At 53.4% G+C, this 19000-nt stretch carries 16 protein-coding genes; 9 read left to right on the top strand and 7 right to left on the bottom strand.

The annotated features are described in order from the left end of the window. The first annotated feature begins 29 nt into the window (after nt 1-29). Both V3C63_RS04835 and V3C63_RS04830 read left to right on the top strand, forming a co-directional pair. Complete coding sequence (locus V3C63_RS04835) at nt 30-470, top strand: RpiB/LacA/LacB family sugar-phosphate isomerase (RefSeq protein WP_329886683.1); 441 nt, start codon at nt 30-32, stop codon at nt 468-470. A gap of 70 nt (nt 471-540) precedes the next feature. Further along, nucleotides 541-2112 (top strand): FGGY-family carbohydrate kinase, encoded by a 1572-nt coding sequence (locus V3C63_RS04830; RefSeq protein WP_329886682.1) that lies wholly within the window; start codon nt 541-543, stop codon nt 2110-2112. Between the two features lie 152 nt (nt 2113-2264). On the opposite strand, the gene V3C63_RS04825 is transcribed toward V3C63_RS04830, so the two are convergent. The 6 genes from V3C63_RS04825 to V3C63_RS04800 all read right to left on the bottom strand — a co-directional run bounded on the left by V3C63_RS04825 (nt 2265) and on the right by V3C63_RS04800 (nt 9106). Continuing rightward, nucleotides 2265-2597 carry a hypothetical protein gene (locus tag V3C63_RS04825; protein WP_329886681.1) on the bottom strand — a complete coding sequence of 111 codons (333 nt, stop codon included), beginning with the start codon at nt 2595-2597 and terminating at the stop codon, nt 2265-2267. Nucleotides 2598-2890: 293 nt separating this feature from the next. Beyond that, the gene (locus V3C63_RS04820; protein ID WP_329886680.1) at nt 2891-4036 is read right to left on the bottom strand and encodes an acyl-CoA dehydrogenase family protein; all 1146 of its coding nucleotides are present in this window, start codon (nt 4034-4036) and stop codon (nt 2891-2893) included. 224 nt (nt 4037-4260) lie between these two features. After that, the gene (locus V3C63_RS04815; RefSeq protein WP_329886679.1) at nt 4261-5940 is read right to left on the bottom strand and encodes a ribulokinase; all 1680 of its coding nucleotides are present in this window, start codon (nt 5938-5940) and stop codon (nt 4261-4263) included. Nucleotides 5941-5994: 54 nt separating this feature from the next. Beyond that, on the bottom strand, nt 5995-6789 hold the full coding sequence (locus V3C63_RS04810; protein WP_329886678.1) for an HAD-IIA family hydrolase: 795 nt from the start codon (nt 6787-6789) through the stop codon (nt 5995-5997). Between the two features lie 117 nt (nt 6790-6906). Beyond that, entirely contained in the window at nt 6907-8097 is a 1191-nt protein-coding gene (locus V3C63_RS04805; protein ID WP_329886677.1) for a sn-glycerol-1-phosphate dehydrogenase, read from the bottom strand. Between the two features lie 58 nt (nt 8098-8155). After that, a complete protein-coding gene (locus V3C63_RS04800; RefSeq protein WP_329886676.1) occupies nt 8156-9106 on the bottom strand; it encodes a sugar-binding transcriptional regulator in 951 nt (316 codons plus the stop codon). A gap of 485 nt (nt 9107-9591) precedes the next feature. On the opposite strand from V3C63_RS04800, the gene V3C63_RS04795 reads away from it, so the two are divergent. Continuing rightward, nucleotides 9592-10620 carry an OB-fold protein gene (locus V3C63_RS04795; RefSeq protein WP_329886675.1) on the top strand — a complete coding sequence of 343 codons (1029 nt, stop codon included), beginning with the start codon at nt 9592-9594 and terminating at the stop codon, nt 10618-10620. Between the two features lie 60 nt (nt 10621-10680). On the opposite strand, the gene V3C63_RS04790 is transcribed toward V3C63_RS04795, so the two are convergent. Further along, nucleotides 10681-11721 (bottom strand): glycerol-3-phosphate dehydrogenase, encoded by a 1041-nt coding sequence (locus tag V3C63_RS04790; RefSeq protein ID WP_329886674.1) that lies wholly within the window; start codon nt 11719-11721, stop codon nt 10681-10683. A 217-nt stretch (nt 11722-11938) separates the two neighbouring features. Here V3C63_RS04790 and V3C63_RS04785 point away from each other — a divergent pair, with 217 nt between their 5' ends. The 6 genes from V3C63_RS04785 (at nt 11939) to cas8c (ending at nt 18992) form a co-directional block, all read left to right on the top strand. After that, nucleotides 11939-12904, top strand: a complete 966-nt coding sequence (locus V3C63_RS04785) for a sugar-binding transcriptional regulator (RefSeq protein ID WP_329886673.1) — start codon at nt 11939-11941, stop codon at nt 12902-12904. 277 nt (nt 12905-13181) lie between these two features. Then, entirely contained in the window at nt 13182-13268 is an 87-nt protein-coding gene (locus tag V3C63_RS11770; RefSeq protein WP_425355352.1) for an IS3 family transposase, read from the top strand. A gap of 162 nt (nt 13269-13430) precedes the next feature. Then, the gene (locus V3C63_RS04780) at nt 13431-14186 is read left to right on the top strand and encodes an SDR family NAD(P)-dependent oxidoreductase (protein ID WP_329886672.1); all 756 of its coding nucleotides are present in this window, start codon (nt 13431-13433) and stop codon (nt 14184-14186) included. Nucleotides 14187-14261: 75 nt separating this feature from the next. Beyond that, the gene (gene cas3 / locus V3C63_RS04775) at nt 14262-16436 is read left to right on the top strand and encodes a CRISPR-associated helicase Cas3' (RefSeq protein WP_329886671.1); all 2175 of its coding nucleotides are present in this window, start codon (nt 14262-14264) and stop codon (nt 16434-16436) included. A gap of 25 nt (nt 16437-16461) precedes the next feature. Beyond that, complete coding sequence (cas5c, locus tag V3C63_RS04770) at nt 16462-17196, top strand: type I-C CRISPR-associated protein Cas5c (RefSeq protein WP_329886670.1); 735 nt, start codon at nt 16462-16464, stop codon at nt 17194-17196. After that, a complete protein-coding gene (cas8c, locus tag V3C63_RS04765; RefSeq protein WP_329886669.1) occupies nt 17190-18992 on the top strand; it encodes a type I-C CRISPR-associated protein Cas8c/Csd1 in 1803 nt (600 codons plus the stop codon). The genes cas5c and cas8c overlap by 7 nt, the downstream gene beginning before the upstream one ends. Nucleotides 18993-19000: the final 8 nt, after the last annotated feature.

Here is a 19000-nt window from a genome sequence, read left to right as displayed (position 1 = left end):
AATCGCGATAACAAAACAGGAGGCTACGAATGAAAATTGTTTTTGGATGCGATCCGAATGCATCGGATTTTAAAGAACAGCTGATGACTTATGTGAAGGAATTGGGCCACGAAGTGACCGACTTTGGCTCGGACGATCCGATCTATGCCAATGTGGCCATTAAATGCGCCAAGGCTGTGGCGGCCGGCGAATTCGATCGCGGTATCGTGGTCTGCGGCACGGGGATCGGCGTGTCCATTGCGGCCAATAAGGTCAAAGGCGCTTATGCGGCCTGTATCCACGATGTGTATCAGGCACAGCGGGCCGAGCTCTCCAATCATGCCAATATCATCACGATGGGCGCCCAGGTAGTCGGCATTGAGCTGGCCAAATGCATGGTTAAAGAATATCTGTCTTGCACCTTTGATCCGGAAAGTCGTTCCAAAAACAAGGTGCAGCGCATCGTCGATTTCGAAAGCGAAGCGCAATAAAACACGGCGGCGTGGAGCCGCCAAACAAGGATGGTTACCAATTAAATCCAAAAGGAGAAAGGGAGAGATTATGTCTAAGTATTTAATGGGGATTGATGCCGGGACCGGGAGCGTTCGCGTTGCGCTGTTTGATCTGCAGGGCCGCAACCGCGCCTACGATATCCAGGAATACGGCACAACTTATCCGAACAATGGCTGGGCTGAACAGGACGATCAGGAATGGCTGATGGCTTTGGGGGAAGCGATTCCTGCCTGTGTCCGCAAGGCCGGCGTTGCACCGGAAGAGATTGTTGCCATCACTTGTGATGCCACCACCAATACATTGGTCTATTTGGATGAAAACGACCATTCCGTGCGCAAACCGATTTTGTGGATGGATGTGCGTGCGGCCGGCGAAGCGGCGGAAATCGACGAAATCCGCGACCAGTACGATGCGACCAAATTCTATAAACCGAGCTTTCGTGCCGACACCATGATTCCGAAGAACATGTGGGTCAAAAAGAATGAGCCGGAAAATTGGCAAAAGACCAAAACCATGTTCGAATTTGAAGACTGGCTTAACTGGATCCTCACCGGCAAAAAGACCCTTTCGATGTCCGTCGCGTCATTCCGCTGGAACTACGACGATAAGAACGGCGGCTTCCCGGCGGATCTGCTCAACGCGGTCGGCCTGGATGACGTGCTCGAAAAAGTGCCGAAAGAAATCCTCAAGGTCGGGGATATCGTCGGCCACGTTTCGGAAAAAGCGGCTAAGGCCTTTGGCCTGTCCACCGATACCATCGTCGTCGAAGGGACGGCGGACTGCAACGCCTGCATGTTCGGTGTCGGCGGGGTGCTGCCCAACGGCATGACCCTCATCGGCGGGACATCCACCTGTCTGCTCGGCCTCTCGAAGGAAGATTTCCACGTGGATGGCGTCAACGGGACGTATCCCGACTGCATGTACGACGGCACGAGCCTGCTCGAAGGCGGCCAGACGGCGGCCGGCGCGATTTTAACCTGGTTTAAAAACAACCTGGTGCCGGGCTCCTGGATGGAAAAAGCAGTGAGCCGCGACATGAATATTTATGACTATATCACCGAAAAGGCCAAGGAATCGCCCATCGGTTCCGGCGGCGTCGTGATGATGGATTATTTCCAGGGAAACCGCGCTCCGTATTCGGACTCCAAAGCCCGCGGCATGTTCTGGGGGCTGTCCATCGGGACATCCACGTCGGACATAGCCCGTGCCGTGTATGAAGGGGTGGCCTATGGGGCCAACCATTGCATCGTCAGTATGAATGAAGCCGGCTACGACGTGAACGAAATTTATGCCTGCGGGGGCATCGCAACCTCGGATTTCTGGATGCAGATGCATGCGGATATTATCGGCGTGCCGATGCACACCACCGTGGAAAACCAGAGTGCCGGTTGCCTGGGTGATGCCATCATCGCCGGCGTGGGTGCAGGCCTCTTCGACTCCTTTGAAGAAGCGGCGAAGACCATGGTTCGCATTGATAAGACCTATCGCCCGAACATGGAAAACCACAAAGAATATCAGTTCTATATGGAACGTTACATGGAAACCTGGCCGCAGATGCGCGAAATTGTCCACAAGACGGTGGATCACACCAACGCCAAAGCAATTGAAAAAGAAGACTGATAAAACCCCCATTTTAAGAGGCATTGCCATTCGGCAATGCCTCTTTTAGCGCCTGAAATTAACGATCGAAAATTATTTTATAAAAGACATCTCTCGATGATGGTTTTACAAGAACACGCATGATCGCGGATTATTCGGTCCGGTATTTCTCATCATGACCCGAGCCCAGGCTGTTTCAATGAAATGCCTTTGATGCGATGCAGGCGAAACCAGACACTCCATTCATTCATGTCTTCCACACTGAATGCTGTCCCGTCCGGGGCAGTATAATATCCGACTGTCCCAAGGCGATCTTTTGCTTTGCATCCGAGCTTCAGAACCTCATCGCCGGTCTGGTCGTGATCTGTCAGGAACAGTTCTTCCCGGCCGTGCCTTTCAAGCTGAACCGTGTTATGGCGCAGGTTAACTTCCATTACCTGCCAGAGACGGACTTTTTCATCCCCGTATTGCCGAATATCGATCAGGATTGCAGCCGTAGCGATCAATGCGCAAGCCGGCCATGATTCCCGCGATCCAAATAACCCCTTTTTTCATCAGATCCCCCTGCTTTGGAATGCGCACCGGCGCTTTTCCCCGCATCCATGATATACAAAAGCCAGGAGGATTGCCAGAAGCCTTCCCGCGCATGTGAAACGGCCACACAGGCGTGTGACTGTGAGCGGCAGGAAGGCTGTAAGTATCAGGAAATTGAAAGTCAGAGCCATGAGGATTAAGAACGGCGCCCTCAGGAACACGATTTACGAATTTTTAAATGTCGGCCGAAGGGAGGTTTTGCGGCTTATTTGCCGGCGATCACCGCGCGGGAGATGACCATCTTCTGTACTTCGGAAGTGCCCTCATAAAGGGGAATGATGCGCGCGTCGCGATAAACCCGCTCGATGGCATAATCCTTCATGTAACCATAGCCGCCGTGGATCTGAAGCGCTTTGTCAGCCACGTAAACCGCCGCTTCCGATGCGTAATATTTGGCCATGGCGGCTTCCTTGCTCACCGGCAGGCCGGATTCCCGCAATTTGGCCGCGTTGAGCGTGAGGAGCTTGGCGGCCTCGGTCTTGGTGGCCATATCGGCCAGATACCACTGGATGCCCTGGTTCGCGCTGATGGGCTTGCCGAACTGCACCCGCTCGCCGGCGTATTGAACGGCGGCAGCCAGGGCGCCTTCCGCGAGGCCGACGGCTTGGGCGGCCATTCCGATTCGCCCGCCGTCAAGGCCGGCCATGGCAAGACCGAAGCCCTTGCCTTCTTTGCCGAGCAGCTGCGTTTTGGGCACGCGGCAGTCTTCGAAGATGAGCTCAGAAACCGGCGCGGCGCGCAGACCCATTTTGTCCTCGGCTTTGCCGACGCTAAAGCCCGGCGTGCCCCGGTCCACGATGACGGCGGACATGCCGCGGGTTTTCTTTTCCGGATCGGTCAGCGCGATGAGGATCACGTAATCCCCTTCGTCTTTACCCATGTTGCTGATAAAGCATTTCGCGCCGTTGATCACGTAATCGTCGCCGTCGGGGACGGCCTTGGTTCTGGCGGCGGCCGCATCGGATCCGGCTCCGGGCTCAGTCAATGCGAAAGCACCCACACAACCGCTGCAGGCCCTGGTCAGATATTTTTTCTTTTGTTCTTCGGTGCCGTGCTTTAAAATGATGTCGGAGCTCAGGGTGTGCACCGAAAGCAGCTCGGCCACACTGGCGTCCGCCTTGGCGATCTCTTCGATCACCAGTGCCTTCACTTCTTCGCCCATGCCGGTGCCGCCGTAGGCCTCCGGGATGTTGATGCCCATAAAGCCGAGCTCCGCCATCTGCGCGATGACAGCCGCCGGAATCTTGCCGGCCGCTTCCATCTCGTCGGCGATGGGAGCGATGGCCTGTTTGGCGAAGTCCGCAGCTAATTCCACAATCATTTTCTGGTCTTCCGTCAGAATTACACTCATTGTTTTCCACTCTCCTTTGGTTTTGCTGATGCCCGTAACGGCGGATGCACGCGCGTTTTAGTCCGTTAAATTTAAAGTAACAGCTCCAGCGGCCGGAGAGTCAAATGGTTTAAAAAGTTTTTTGGGGATTGTTCGGGGGAATAAAAAAAACTCTCCTGCAAGAGGAGAGTTGGAAGTGAAAGCCCAGTGCCATTTAAAGTGCCGGGCTTTTATTTCTTAAGACATCATTTCCCGGCGATCACGTCGAGCTGGATTTTCTTCAGGCGTTTCATCACGTCGTTGTCGCCTCGGCCGAAAGTGTCGTGGAGCTGGATAAATTCCTGATAGAGCTTGTCGTAGACCGCGGCGTTTTCCGGAATCGGCGTGTATTCCACATCGGCAAGGTTGGCCATGACCCGGGTCGCGTCGAAGATATTGTCGTAGCCGCCGCGTTCGGAGCCGGCCGCCAGAGAGCCGAGCACCGCCGCACCCAAAGCCCCGCCGTACTCACTGCCGGCGATGCGGTAGGGCCGGTTCGTGATGTCGGCGAAAATCTGCATGAGCATCGGGTTTTTCTGGCTGATGCCGCCGGTGGCAAAGACCTTTTCGACGGCGACGCCGGATTTTTCGAAGTTGTCGATGATGACCCGGGAGCCGAAGGCGATGGCTTCGATTAGCGCGCGGTAAATTTCTTCCGGTTTGGTGGTCAACCGCAGGCCGAGCATCAGGCCGGTGAGGTCGTTATCCACAAGGATGGAGCGGTTGCCGTTCCACCAGTCGAGGGCGAGCAGGCCGCTTTCCCCGGGGACTAACTTTTCGGCTTTGGCGGTCAGGTATTGCTGGATATCCATGTCGGCGTCGCGGGCAGCTCGGGTGTAGGTCTCGGGCACGCCGTTTTTTACAAACCAGTCCATATGATCGCCGAAGCCGCTTTGGCCGCATTCGTAGCCGTAAAAGCCGGGGAGCATCCCGTCTTTTACCACGCCGAAGCAGCCGGGCACCACGTGTTCCTCCTTGCTGATCAGCATGTGGCAGCCGGAGGTTCCCATGATCATCACCATTTGATTTTCGGCGGCTTCCTTCAGGGTGCCGGGCACGCCGGAGTGAGCGTCGATGATGGGCACCGCTACGGCGGTGCCGACGTTCAGGCCGGTGAGTTTGGCGCCGGCTGCGTTAATTTCGCCGGCCTTGCTGCCGATGGGCGCCACTGGCGTCTTGAGTTTTTCGGCGACCACATTTTCAAATTTCGGGTCGAGGGCGGCGAGAAATTTCTTGCCGGGGTAACCTTCGGTTTCGCTGTAAAGCGCCTTGTATCCCGCCGCGCAGGAATTGCGCAGATAGCGGCCGGTGATCTGGCCGGCAATCCAATCGCCGGCTTCAATGTATTCGTCCATATCGGCGTAAAGGTCCGGATCTTCCATGCAGATTTTCCACAGCCGGGGGAAGAGGGTTTCCGAGGAGGCCTTGCCGCCGTAGCGCGCGAGGAAGGTTTCGCCGCGGATGGCGGCCACCTCCGTCAGGCGGTTGGCATACTCCTGGGCGCCGTGGTGCTTCCATAACTGCACATAGGCCATGGGATCGCTTTTATATTTGTCTCGGTAGCACAAGGGTTCGCCGCTTTTGTCGACGGGCAGCACCGTGCAGGCGGTGAAGTCGATGCCCAGGCCGATGACATCGTCCGGTCGGACATTATTGCGCACCATGACATCCCGGATGACGGCGCCGAGGGATTCGCGGTAGTCCCGGGGATCCTGCAGGGCGTAGTCCACGGGCAGCGGGGTGCCGTCGGGCAGGGCCGTTTCCATCACGGCGTGGCGGTATTCGTGCACCGCGCTGTTTTTGCGTTCTTCGCCGGTAGCGACATCGACCAGAATGGCCCGGGCGGATAAAGTGCCGAAATCGACACCGATAATGTATTTTGCCATTGCTCTCTCCTTATACGGTTTTAAATGATTGATAGCCCAGGGATGGCCTGCAGATTAAAGGTATTCGCGCATTTCCTTCAGCGATTCGTAGATGCAGGTGGGCTCGACGTCGGATTCGGCGACGGTTTGCATATCGGCTTCGCCGGTGAGCACGAGGAAGCCCCTGGCGCCGTTGTTCACGCCGGTGGCCACGTCGGTATAAAGCCGGTCTCCCACAAAGGCGATGGTTTCCTTCGGGTAGCCGGTGATGGCGGTGATCATGTCGACGGTTTCCTTCCACGGTTTGCCGAGAAAGCGGGGGCGCACGCCGGTGGAGTCGGTGATCAGGGTGCACATGGCGCCGCAGTCGGGCATATAGCCATCCTCGGTTGGGCAGTTGGTATCCATATGGGTGGCGATAAAAGGCACCCCGTTTCGCACATAGCGGCAGATTTTGTCCAGCTTGTCGTAGGTCAGGGTCGTGTCGAAACTCTGCACGGCCACGTCCGGGTCGTCGTCGACGAGGTTGAGGCCGCGTTTGCGCCAGTTGTCTTCGAGCAGCGGCGTCCCGTTGAGGTAAATCTTCGCGCCGGGATAGTTTTCTTCGAGGAATTCGGCGCAGACATCCCCGGCGGTGACGATTTTATCCTTGGTAACTGTCAGGCCCATCTTGGCCAGCTTGTCGACATAGACTTCCGGAACCCGGGATGCGTTGTTGGTGAAGAAAATAAAATCGCGCTTCGGATCGGCATCGACCTGGCGGATGAAGTCCAGGGAGCCGTCGATGAGGTTGTTGCCGAGATAAACGGTGCCGTCCATATCCAAAACGAACAATTTGACGCCGTCAAGGGCTTGGCTTTTGGGTAGCATGGTTTCTCCTTTGGTTATTAAGAATGACGTTTACAGCTCAATGTAGTTATACACCCACCGCGGCGAATTGGCCACAGTGGGCAGAAAATTTAGGCGATTGGCTTGTGAATTTTAGTCTTAGCCGTAGTATTCGGCGGTGATTTTGTCGGCGATGGCTTCGAGACGGCCGTGCTCTGCGGCGAATTCCATCACGGAATAGCGCGGACGCACCTTGTAGCCGCCGATGAGACTGGCGTGGAAGAGTTCCCGGGACAGACCGATGTCCTTAGGGGTGACCGGCGCGCCGCCGCCGGCCAGCAGCTTTTCAATTTCTTTGTGGGATGGGCAGAGGTCGCCGGTGCCTTCCGGTAGGATATCTGCGAGTTCTTCAAAGAAGCGGGCGATGACTGGCGTGGCGACGCCGACCTGCAGGCCGTGGTGAATCGGGTTGAGGCCGCGGGCGATGTAGTCCATTTCCCAGAAGTGGGAGAGCATATGTTCGGCGCCAGAAGCCGGGCGGGAGATTTTAATGAGCGCCATGGCCACCCCGGTTAAGGTCAAGGCTTCAATCAGATATTTGGTGGCTTCTTCGTCGCGCTGAGGTAAAAGATCCGCTTTAGAGAAGCATTTTTCCAGCGCGCGGTTCACCAGCTCGACACAGGTGTCGCAGCGATAATCCCCTTTGACCTTCACGGCCAGATCCCAGTCGGCGATGGCGGTGATCTTGCCCACCACGTCGCCGAAGCCGGCGGCGATCAATTCCTGGGGGGCATCCTTCATGATGTCGGTGTCGCCGATGACGCCGTAGGCCAGATGGGCCGGATAGGAAATTTTGCGGCCGGCAGCCATCAGCGGCGCGCCGTCGGATACATAGCCGTCCATCGAGGGCGCGGTGGCAACGATGATGTAAGGCAGGTGACAGTGGAAAGACACGTATTTGCAGGAGTCGTTGATCGAGCCGGAACCGACGCCGACAATGAGCCTGGTGTCTTCCGGGGTGGGGCCGGAGAGCTCCTGCAGGATGCGACCGACCACAACTTCATCGGGAACGAGCACGTCGTCACCGCGGTCGAAGAGGAGCTCCTTGACGTTAAATCCCGCATCGGCCATCAGCTGATGGGCCTTTTTACCGGCGGCTGCGTAGGTGTTGTTGTCATATACCATCAGAATCTGTCCTTCCTTGAAGGGGGCCGCAATTTCCGGCAATTTTTCGATGGCGCCGCTGCCGATGGCCACATCGTGGATGGAAAAATTGTGGTGCTTGCCGCACGAGCAGTCAAATTCGGTGCGCGCCATGTCGTTAATGGGCAGATTCAGGATTTCGTTCATGAGTTTCTCCTTTGAGCTAAAAATACTAAAAATTGAAAAGACGAATGGGAAAAATATATTAATTGTTCTGCGCCAGCTCTCTGGCGCAGTCAATATCGGTGATAAGGGTGTTGATATAACGTCCGTTGATGGCCCCCTTGATGGCAGGGACTTTTTCGAGGCCGGTGGCGATGCCGATGGCGTGGGGCACTTTGCGCAGTTTTTTGATTTCGATGCCGATGACGGTGTTCTGTTTTTTAAAGGGGGTCGTGCTGCCGCTCGCGTCGTAGAACTGCATGCAGATGTCGCCGATAACGCCGACGGATTGCATGTGTTTCATCTCGGCATCGGTGTAATAGCCCGTCGCCATGATGGCAGAGCTTTTATTGGGGGTGCCGATACCGACAATGGCCACGTCCAGGTCGTCGCACTCCCGAATGACCCGGGAAATGCTGGCTTCATTTTGAAATTCACTGCGGATGGTGCGATTGGCAACGCGCGCCGGCGCGTGCATGGGAATGAATTTGCCGTTGAACTTGCGGGCAAGCGCCTCGACCAGGGAGTTGGAGTGGAGCTCGCTGCGCAGATGTCCCATGCCGCCGATCAACGGCACGAAAAAAACGTTTTTGGCTGTGGCATCGTGAATATGCTCGGCGACTTCAAAAAGGGTAGAGCCCATCGAAACACCGACGACGTTATGGTCTTTGATGATGCGGGTGAGATAATCGGCGGCCACGCGGCCCAGCTCTTTCTTTTGGGTCTCGGGATTGCTTTTGTGATCGACGACGATCACTTCTTTGAGGTTGTAGATGGTTTCGACGGCGTGTTCAAGCTCGACATAATTGGTCGATTCGAGATTTTTAATGGAAATAGTTACAATGCCGTTATCCTTGGCATTGCTGATGATACGGGAAATGGTCGGACGGGATAGGCCCAATTTGGACGAAATGGTCTTTTGATTCATATCTTGATTGTAGTACATGTCACAGATTTTAATCATGAGACGCTCGTCATCGACTATTTTTTTCATGTATTTCTCCGTATTTGAAAATTGTTGTTTGCTTGGAAAGATAATAGATGAAAACATTTTAAGACAATCTCATTATAGGAGGACTGTAAGTAGATGTCAAGTTGATTTTTACAAATATTCTTAAATCTAATAGAAATAATCGAAATAAAGGTAAAATATTTCGATAAACAACAAATATTTTTATTTTTGTAAAAATAAAGATGAGTTTGGAATGCAAAAATTACATCTGTTTATCAGAGGAAGAATATAGATTTTATTGACAACCAATACCCCAATGGGTATAATGGTGACGTGCTGAAGCACACGGTCCATCCCGAGCGATCGGGATCCTAATAAGCGCAAAAGATGTCGGGGTTCACCTGCCGGCATCTTTTGCGTTTTTTGGGTAAAAAGGCTACCGGAGATAAGAAATGTTGCTAAAACTATTGTTTGAAAACATTATCGATGATATGATTAAAAAGATAAAATTAATAGAGGGGAACCGCATGAAAAAACGTTTAAAGGCCAGAGGATCTGCAGAACTCTGGATGACCAATAGTCTAGCTGCTCTGGAATCAGCGGGCTTTGACGAGATCATGGCGGATCGTAGCCGGGGGGTAATCACAGCAGCTGCCGAAGGAGAGCCTATCGAGATGCACATTGCAGCCGCAGGCGATCGAACAGAAATTCTAATGATGGGCTCCGAGCGGGGAATGGCTGTTTATAAAAAAGCGGTGGCCCGGGTTTTTTCCGGGCAGCCGGTGACGAAACAGTTTTCCGCTGCGGGCCTTTCGGAGCTGGATCAGGTGATGGCGGAAGGACAGGGAGACTCCGATTCACAGGTGCCTGCTACGGATACTGGTGATAATGTGTCAATGGAACAGGATTCGCCAGATCTGTTCGCTTGGGATGAAACGGCACCAGACGGATCTGCCCAGCCGAGATGCGATGCGCTGGTGGTTCCAGCAGCCCCACCCAAAGAAGTGGTGGTGGGCGATAAAGCCCGGGTAACGGCGGAAAAACTAAAGCCGGTGTCGGGTGCAGGCGATCAGTCCAAACGCTCTCATAACTGGATCTACCCGCTGATCGTATTGGTGGTGATCGCAGCCGCCGCGTTTGCGGCCTGGCAGATTGGTTTGCTCGACGGTGTTCTTGAGCAGAAAAAAGCGGCGGCGCCCAAGAAAAAGAAAGTTACTCAAACGGAAACGACCTACACCAAGGTGACGGCCGGCGATTTGCTTAAACAATGGCTGAACGATGCGACCGCTGCTGAAAAACAATACGAAGGAAAGCCTCTCGAGATTACCGGGGTGATCAAATCCATCGATCCCTACGGCTCCAATTTCAAGGTGACGGCCAGTGATTTTCAATATGGGGCGGACATTACCTGCTGGCTGACCAAGCAGGAAGACCGCGATGCGATTACGAAAAGTCAGGTCGGGAAGACCATTACCGTGAAGGGTACGGTTGATGATGTCGGTTCGGGGTTTGGTTATGATATGAAAACTGTGGACAGCTTTACCATCGGTCAGTGATGGCCGATTGGGCGCAAAAAAGCAGCTCGTGAGAGCTGCTTTTTTATAAGCACTTCAGGCTTAAAGCACGGTTTCCGTTTCGAAGGCCTTCCACGGGATGTTGACGGGTTCGTCGCCGTTGATGATGGCGTCGACGTGAAGGAGCAGGGGGAAATCGGCCGCGTCTACCTTGCCGGCGGCCACCCGTTTTTTCACGGCACGGGCCATACGGGTGGAGATGACGATGGACTCGAGGGTGACCCCGGCCAGCTCCGCCATGGCGTCGTCAAAGCTCAGGCCCCGGCCGAGCAGGGTGCCGATTTTGCGGGTGCGCCCGCCGAACACGGTGACATAGAGGTCGCCGGCTCCCAAAACGATATTGTCGCCGCCGCCGCCGACCAGTTTCAGGAGTTGGCGCATTTCGCGAACGCCCTGGCCAAAGAGAGCCGCCTGGGAGTTGTAGTGCAGCGCGCCGATGCCTTCGCGCTTTTCGGCCAGCCCGACGGCCAGGGAAACGCCCAGCGCGTAAGCGTTTTTCAGAGCGACGGCGCATTCCACACCGACGACGTCAGTGGAGAGACTGACGTGATAATAATCGGTGGTGAACCAACCCTTTAAAGTGCGCAGGGTTTCGATGTCGCGGCCGCAGAAGGTCACGGCGGAGTCGTCCTTGTCGGCCAGTTCGTAGCTGGTGCAGGGGCCGCCGATCGCGTTGATGTTCAGTTTGCTGCCGGCTTCGGTGCTTTCCCAGAATTCGGGATAGGTCTGCATCGTGCCGTCTTCTCGGTCGATCATGCCCTTCGTCACGGAGATCAGCGGTACGTTCCGGGGGATTTTAGGGAGCACTTCTTCGGCGAACCAATCGACGCCGAAGCTCGAGACGCCGCCGAGAATCGCATCGGCGCCGTCGATGGCGTCGCGCATTTCTTCAACCTGATAATATTTGATGCCGTCGTGCAGCGTGCGCTTCAAGGTGATGTGGAAATTGTTACGCCGCAGGCCGTCGATGATGTCGCGGTCGAGGGGCGTGCCGACAAGCCGGACTTCATGACCGTTTTCGAAAACGGGAAACGTGAGGGCGGATGCCATTTGGCCGGCGCCGATAAAAGTGATGGTTGCCATAAATTTGCCTCCTGAAAGCATTTGGAATTGAAATTGAATAAGGTGGAACAGCAGTTTGTCGATCGTTTGCGATCGCCGTTAATGGTATTATAAAAGGCGCGGCGAAGAGTGTCAAACAAATTTCATATTATGGGATAAATCCCAAAACGATGAATTTCGGTTCAGCGAAATCACGATGGCCGCGGATTATTTTGCAGGGATAAATGGAGGGTGGAAGATGCCGACAGGAAACGATCAATACCGAATCAACCAGATTCTGCGGGTGGCCAAACTGCATTACGAACTGCATTTGAGCCAGATTGAGATCGCTCAGCGGGAGCATCTGTCCAAGTCGACGGTGAGCCGGCTGATCCGGGCCGCGTCGGACATGGGGATGGTGCAGATTGCGATTGTGGAGCCGAAGCATAGCTTCACGGCCATCGAGGATGCCCTGACCACGCGTTTCGGGCTTAAAAAAGCGACGGTGCTTCCCGATGTGGTGGGCAACCGGGATATTCTGCGTCGGGATATCTGCGCGGCACTCGCGGAGGATCTGGGCCGCGTGGTGGCGGACGGCTCGGTGGTGGGGGTCGCCTGGGGCAACACGATGTCGACTCTGGGAAAGGTGCTGTCCAAGATAGACCGCCGGGGCGTCTCGGTGATCCAGCTCAACGGCGGCCTGTCGAAGGCGCTTTATGAAACCGGAACGGCGGCGGTGGTCCGGGATTTTGTGGATGCCCTGAACGCCGAGGGCTACCTGCTGCCGGCGCCGGCGCTGGTGGATACCCCGGCCATCGCCGCCGCGATTAAAAGCGATTCGTCGGTGAATCGCATCCTGACGCTGGCGGATCGTTGTGACGTGGCGGTGTATTCGGTGGGGGCCATGGGACAGGGCACCGCGCTCTATCAGATGGGATATTTTGCACCGTCGGCCTACGACAGTCTGCGCCGGCGGGCGGTCGGCGATATTTGCTCCCATTTTGTGGATGCGGCCGGTCAAGTGGCGGATCGGGCGCTGGATGCTCGGGTGGTCGCAACTCCGTTGGCGACGATTCGGCGCGTGCCGAGCAAGCTGGTGGTGGCAGCCGGAACGGAGAAGGCTGCCGCGGTGCTGGCCTGCCTGCGCGGCGGGATGGCCGATTATCTGTATATCGACAAGCCCCTGGCGGCGGAGATTTTGCGGCTTGACGCAGGGAAAAAATAAGTCGTTGGAAAACTAAAATCGCAAAATTAAAAACGGTGCTGATTCCTGATATGTACCCTCTTTACCGGACATGAAAATGTAGCAGTAAGGAGGGTGTTTTTATGCGATACAGTGTTTGGACCGCAGAAGAAAAATATGAGCTTGTTTCAAAGGTACTCGCCGGGGCTTCTAATTAAAGCGATGGGAATGTCCAGATCTGCTTATTGCTTCGAGCTTGGAAAAACAGACGTAGCCGCAGAACGTAATGCTGATATATGCGGAAGAATAAAGGAACTATATAAACTACTACAATAACGAACGGATTCAGAGCAAAACAAAATGGATGCCTCCTGTAAAATACAGGAGAACATCCATCTATTGCTAACCTAGGTTCCAATGATGTGTCCAGGATTTTGGGTACATATCATCCTGCGGGGTGTTTTTTATTGGTATTTTGTTGTGCCAAAAATTTGAAATAAAGGGCGCAAAAGCAGCGGGTATTCGGTAAAATAGGCGTAAAGAAAATGAACCTTGAAAGGAGCGGATCATGAGCATAGCAGTGATCACCGGGGCGACGTCCGGCATGGGGCGGGCACTGGCGAAGATGGTTGATCGGGAAAATCAGGAGACGACGGCTTTTTGGCTGATTGGCCGGCGGGAGGATCAGCTGCGAGCGCTTAAACAGGAACTCATCAAACCCGCGCGCTGTTTTGTGATGGATCTTGGGGAAGCGGAAGCGCTGATTGCCCTCCAACGGGAGCTGGAGGTGGCCGATCTGAAAATCGGATTTTTAGTGAATGCGGCGGGCTTCGGGATGATTGGCAGCATCGCGGAGCTATCGGCGGAAGTGCAAATGGCGATGATCGATGTGAACGTGCGCGCACTCACGGCGATTACCCGGCTGTGCCTGCCGTATCTTTCGGCCGGCGCTCATGTGGTGCAGTTTGCCTCGGCGGCGGCTTTTCTGCCCCAGCCGAATTTTGCGGTTTACGCCGCAAGCAAAAGCTATGTGCTCAGTTTCTCCCGGGCGCTGGATGCGGAACTGCCGGATGCCTCGGTGACGGCGGTCTGCCCGGGGCCGGTGCGCACCGCTTTCTTTAAAACGGCGGAGAAGGTGCACCGGCGGGCGGCGTTCAAAAATCGCTTCATGGCTGCCCCCGAGAAGGTGGCCGCCAAGGCCTACCGTGACGCGATGGCCGGCCGGGCGGTGTCGGTTTATGGGACGGCGATGAAGCTGCTGCGCCTGGTGGCGAAGGTGCTGCCGACGCGGCTGTTGGTGGGAGTTCAGGGGTCAAAGCATTGAGGTGACAAGGCATTGTTGATATGATAAAATAAAAAAAGTCGGTTTGAAAAACATTTAAAAAACAGAGGTCATAGCATGGCAATGAGTTCGTATCTTGCGCATTTAGATGGGGAAAGAGAACAGTCTATTCTGGAGCACAGCCAAAATACGGCGGCATTAAGCGCTGATTTTGCGATTCCGGCGTTGAAATCACTGGCTTATGTTTTGGGAATGCTTCACGATATTGGAAAATATCAAGAGCGGTTTCAAAGGCGCATCCGCGGTAAAAATATTCGGGTGGACCACTCAACTTGCGGCGCCGTCGAAGCCATGGACCGTTATCAGACACCGGTGACGCGGTTGATGCTTGCCCTTTGTATCGCGGGGCACCACTCCGGCTTGCCGGATACCGGTCATGAGCAGGATGACGGACCGACCCTTTACGGGCGGATCAATCGGCGGGATCAGCTTGAAGATTACGCGGTTTTTCGTCAGGAGATGCCGGATCTTTGTCTGGATGAGAACGCCCTGGCGCAATTTATCGCGTCCGATTGTCAAAATGACATGAAATGCCTGACAGATAAACTGGCGTTTTTAACGCGATTTTGCTTTTCCTGTCTGACGGATGCGGATTATCTGGATACAGAGGCTTTTTATACCGGCACCCCTCGCCGGACGGTGCGTTCTGATTTCCGGGCTTGTCTGGAGCGTATCGACAGGCAGCTGGATGGTTTTATCTGCAAAACGGCGCTGCAAAAAGCGCGGCGGAGTCTGCAGGAACAGGCATTTTCGAAGGCAGATCGCGATGCCGAGATTTATCTGATGAATATGCCGACGGGATCCGGCAAAACCCTGTGCAGCATGAGGTTTGCACTGTTGCGGGCCATCCGCAAGGGCTACCGGCATATTATCTATGTGATTCCCTACAATAGCATCATTGATCAAACAGTCAGCACGTTTGAAACGATTTTTGGCGAGGATGCGCGGATTTTAAGGCATCAGTCTACCTTTTCTTATGATGATATCGATACGCGCGAAGAAGTGCGGATGGAATTAAAACATGCCGTTGAAAATTGGGATGCCAGTATCATCGTGACGACAGCCGTTCAGTTCTTCGAATCGATGAACGGCAGTAAAAAGCGACAGCTGCGCAAGATGCACAATGTAGCAGAGAGCATCATCATTTTTGACGAAGCCCATCTGATGCCCACCAATTTCTTGCAACCCTGTCTGCAGGCCGTTGCATTTACCGCGCGTTATTTAAACAGTGAGGCCTTGTTTTTAACGGCGACCATGCCGGATTTCAAGGCATTGCTTACCCGATACACGCTGCCGGATATGCAGATTCTGGATTTGATTGACGATCGGCGGAATTTTACTGCTTTTCAGAAATGCCGCTATCATGATGCCGGCCTGATATCAAAAGAAGCATTGGTGGCCGATGCCAGCACGGCGTCGGCGGCGTTAATTGTGGTGAATAAGCGGCGGACCGCCCGGGAAATTTACGCCATATTCCCGGAGGATTGCCACAAATATCATTTGTCGACCTATATGATTGCATCGGATCGGCTGCGGACGATCCACAAAATTAAAGATCGATTGGCCCATCGCGATGACAAGCCGATTTTAGTTGCGGCCACGTCTTTGATCGAAGCAGGGGTGGATCTCGATTTCGATGCGGTCTATCGTGAATTATCGGGCCTTGACAGCATTTTGCAGGCTGGAGGCCGCTGCAATCGCGAAGGGAAACAAGCCATGGCCGATGTTCATGTGTTTGAATTAGACGAAGCAGAGAAAAGTCCGGATAAAGATGTCGGGAGCAGTTTAGCCAAGGGGATTTTCGATCGGTTTGAGCAAATTGATACGCCAGAGGCGATCGAGGCTTATTATCAAAATTGGTACACGGCGAATCGGGAAGCGCTGACACAGTATGCCATGCATCAGTTTTCACCGGATTTTTCCATGCTGCAGTTTAAAACCTATGGGGAGCAATTTCAATTGATCGATTCAAAGACGGTGTCGATCGTTGTGCCGATCGACGAGGTAAGCCGATCCTGGGTGTCACAGGTACCTTTTGCAAAATCATCTTTGGGGATTGCCAGAAGGTTGCAGCCTTATGCCCTCTCGGTGTATTCTTATGAGTTTAATGTTTTGCGTGAGCAAGGGGTTTTGGATGATTATGGTACGGGTATTTGGTGTCTGACCAATTTGGATTACTATGATGCCGAAACGGGGATTCGATTTGAAGGCAAAGATTATTTTATTGGATGACAGAAGGAGAAGGGGATGAAAAAAGATGGGTTATGGTTTTAAAGTGGTGATTTCAGGAGACTATGCGTGTTTTACGCGACCGGAGTTTAAAGTTGAACGCGTATCCTACGACGTGCCGACACCCGGCGCATTGGAGGGGCTGATGAAATCGATTTATTGGAAGCCGGCCATTCGGTATGTGATTGATCAGATTGTGGTGTTTTCGCCGATCAAGTTTGTGAATATCCGCCGAAATGAAGTGAAGGATAAAATTTCTCAGACGAAAATGAAGCAGCAGATGAAAGGACAGCCCGACGCAGATCCCTGCATCTACACAACGGAATCGATCAGTCAGCGCGCGTCGATGGTCCTCAAGGATGTGTGTTATGGCGTGGCCTTTCACTTTGAGTTGACGGGCATTTGCTGCGAGCGGGAGAATAAAGAAGGCAATCCGGCGGCAAAACATCAGGCAGAAATTGCCCGGCGTCTCGATCGCGGTCAGTTTTTTAGAACGCCATGCTTAGGCTGCAGTGAATTTCCGGCTTCGCGCGTCGAACGGGTGGATGCCTTTGATTTGGAACAGATCGATCCTTCTTTGGCCGGCGACAACGATCTGGGTTTTATGACTTATAGGGTGGCCTTTCAAGACGGCGGCCGCCCGAAAAAAGGAGAATGGCGGAAAGACCAATTCTCAGATGCCGCAGAAACCATTTATTACCGGCCGCATTTGATTGACGGGGTGATCGATGTGGTGAAATACAGAGGTGAACAACGATGCTGATCAATGCGCTATGTGATTATTATCAATTACTCATCAAAGCGGGAAAATTGCCAAAACCGGGATACACGGAAATTGAAATCACACATACGATTTGTTTGACGCCGGACGGCAAAATTGATCGGATTGTCGACAACCGTCGGGAGGAGGTTATTGCGAATAGCAAGAAAAAGCGCGTTGTTACTCCGGGCAGATCGTTTCCCGATATGCCGACGGCATCTGCTGTTAAAGCCATTATTTTGGATTATCGACCCGCTTACATTTTTGGATTGGCCTACGATAAAGCAAATGAGCAATTCACCTCGAGGCCACAAAAGAAAAACGGCAAAATCTCGGACAAAGAACAAAAGTCCCACGATGCGTTTGTCAAGATGAATCTTGATATGATCGACGGGCTGGATTCGCCGGTGATTAATGCTTATCGTGCGTTTCTTCAAAGCTGGCAACCCGAAAAGGAAATTCAAAACCCGGCACTTTTGGGGATTGCAAAAGCATTTAATCAATCGCGTTTTGATTTTTGTCTTGCCAGCGACCCGATTCACACGCTGCAAAAGGATCCGTTGATGATTGCAAAATGGGAACAAATGCGTCAAGCGCCAAAGACGAATGCGACGATGGGCAAAGATGCCGTTGACGGCGAGGAGCAGGTGCTGGCGAGAATCCATGACAAAATCAAGCACATTGCCGGAGGCCAGATGTCCGGAACAGTTCTAGTCGGTTTTAATAATGCCTCGGAAGAGTCCTATGGCAACAAGCAGTCCTTTAACAGCAACATTGGCGAACAAACCATGAAACGCTACACGGCGGCACTGAATTACCTGACGGCGGATTCGAGTCACAAAATAACCATCGGTGAAACATCGGTTTTGTTTTGGGCGATGTCTGAAGATGACCGCCCGGTGGATCTGATGACGCTTTTGATCAACGCGGAGGCAGCGCGCATGAGCCCGGAAAAAGCAGACGCTGTGATCGATCAATTGTTCGCGGATTTGCGGGAAGGGATTGTTTCCGGCGAAAGGCTAAGCCACAATGCGGGGATCGATCCACGTGTTCTGTTTTATATCGTTGGGATCAAGCCGAACGCCAGCCGGCTGTCAATCAAATTTATTGAGCGGCAAGCCACTGGGCAGATGTTAGCGTATGCGGCCAGGCATCAGGCAGATCTTCAAATAGGGCATGAAAGGCAATTGATTCCATTATGGCGAATTGCCCGGGCCATGGTTCCGGAAAAGAGCACACAGGCTCAGCCTTCGCCGGCTTTGGTCGCAAAACTTTTTGATGCGATCGTCAAGGGAACGCCTTATCCGGAAAATCTTTTGGCAACGATGGTTCGGCGGGTAAAGACAGAACGGCAAGTGAGCCATACGCGGGCAGCGATGATCAAAGCCTGCATTAATCGGCGGATGCGTATGAATAACGAGAAGAATGGGGAGGCACTTCAAGTGGCATTAGATGTGACCAACAGCAGTCCGGCTTATGTCTGCGGCAGATTTTTTGCGGTATTAGAAAAAATTCAGCAAGATGCCAGCGGCGGCAAACTGAACCGCACCATTAAAGATGCGTATTTTGCATCGGCATCGTCAAATCCTGCGATGGTTTTTCCAAAATTGATTAAGCTGAGTCAAAGTCATTTGAAAAAGCTCGGTGAGGGTTCACGCATTTATTATCAGCGGATAATGACAGAAATTATCGCGCTGATCAGCGGGGAATTTCCCAAGACACAAAGCCTGCAGGATCAGGGGAAATTTATGATCGGTTATTATCATCAGAACGCTAAATTGTATGAAAAGCGGCAATAGATTTCTAA

The sequence above is a fragment of the Pseudoramibacter faecis genome (assembly GCF_036289405.1).
Lineage (GTDB): Bacteria > Bacillota > Clostridia > Eubacteriales > Eubacteriaceae > Pseudoramibacter > Pseudoramibacter faecis.
Note: the sequence above shows the minus strand (reverse complement) of the source record. Positions and strands in the feature narration are given on the sequence as shown.

Excerpts from the sequence above, each read along its gene's own strand:
- V3C63_RS04800 (WP_329886676.1), bottom strand. The coding sequence starts at position 9,106 with ATGAAAAAAATAGTCGATGACGAGCGTCTCATGATTAAAATCTGTGAC.
- V3C63_RS04805 (WP_329886677.1), bottom strand. The coding sequence starts at position 8,097 with ATGAACGAAATCCTGAATCTGCCCATTAACGACATGGCGCGCACCGAA.
- V3C63_RS04790 (WP_329886674.1), bottom strand. The coding sequence starts at position 11,721 with ATGGCAACCATCACTTTTATCGGCGCCGGCCAAATGGCATCCGCCCTC.
- cas3 (WP_329886671.1), top strand. The coding sequence starts at position 14,262 with ATGGCAATGAGTTCGTATCTTGCGCATTTAGATGGGGAAAGAGAACAG.
- V3C63_RS04785 (WP_329886673.1), top strand. The coding sequence starts at position 11,939 with ATGCCGACAGGAAACGATCAATACCGAATCAACCAGATTCTGCGGGTG.
- V3C63_RS04810 (WP_329886678.1), bottom strand. The coding sequence starts at position 6,789 with ATGCTACCCAAAAGCCAAGCCCTTGACGGCGTCAAATTGTTCGTTTTG.
- V3C63_RS04815 (WP_329886679.1), bottom strand. The coding sequence starts at position 5,940 with ATGGCAAAATACATTATCGGTGTCGATTTCGGCACTTTATCCGCCCGG.
- V3C63_RS04780 (WP_329886672.1), top strand. The coding sequence starts at position 13,431 with ATGAGCATAGCAGTGATCACCGGGGCGACGTCCGGCATGGGGCGGGCA.
- cas5c (WP_329886670.1), top strand. The coding sequence starts at position 16,462 with ATGGGTTATGGTTTTAAAGTGGTGATTTCAGGAGACTATGCGTGTTTT.
- V3C63_RS04830 (WP_329886682.1), top strand. The coding sequence starts at position 541 with ATGTCTAAGTATTTAATGGGGATTGATGCCGGGACCGGGAGCGTTCGC.
- V3C63_RS04835 (WP_329886683.1), top strand. The coding sequence starts at position 30 with ATGAAAATTGTTTTTGGATGCGATCCGAATGCATCGGATTTTAAAGAA.
- cas8c (WP_329886669.1), top strand. The coding sequence starts at position 17,190 with ATGCTGATCAATGCGCTATGTGATTATTATCAATTACTCATCAAAGCG.
- V3C63_RS04795 (WP_329886675.1), top strand. The coding sequence starts at position 9,592 with ATGAAAAAACGTTTAAAGGCCAGAGGATCTGCAGAACTCTGGATGACC.
- V3C63_RS04820 (WP_329886680.1), bottom strand. The coding sequence starts at position 4,036 with ATGAGTGTAATTCTGACGGAAGACCAGAAAATGATTGTGGAATTAGCT.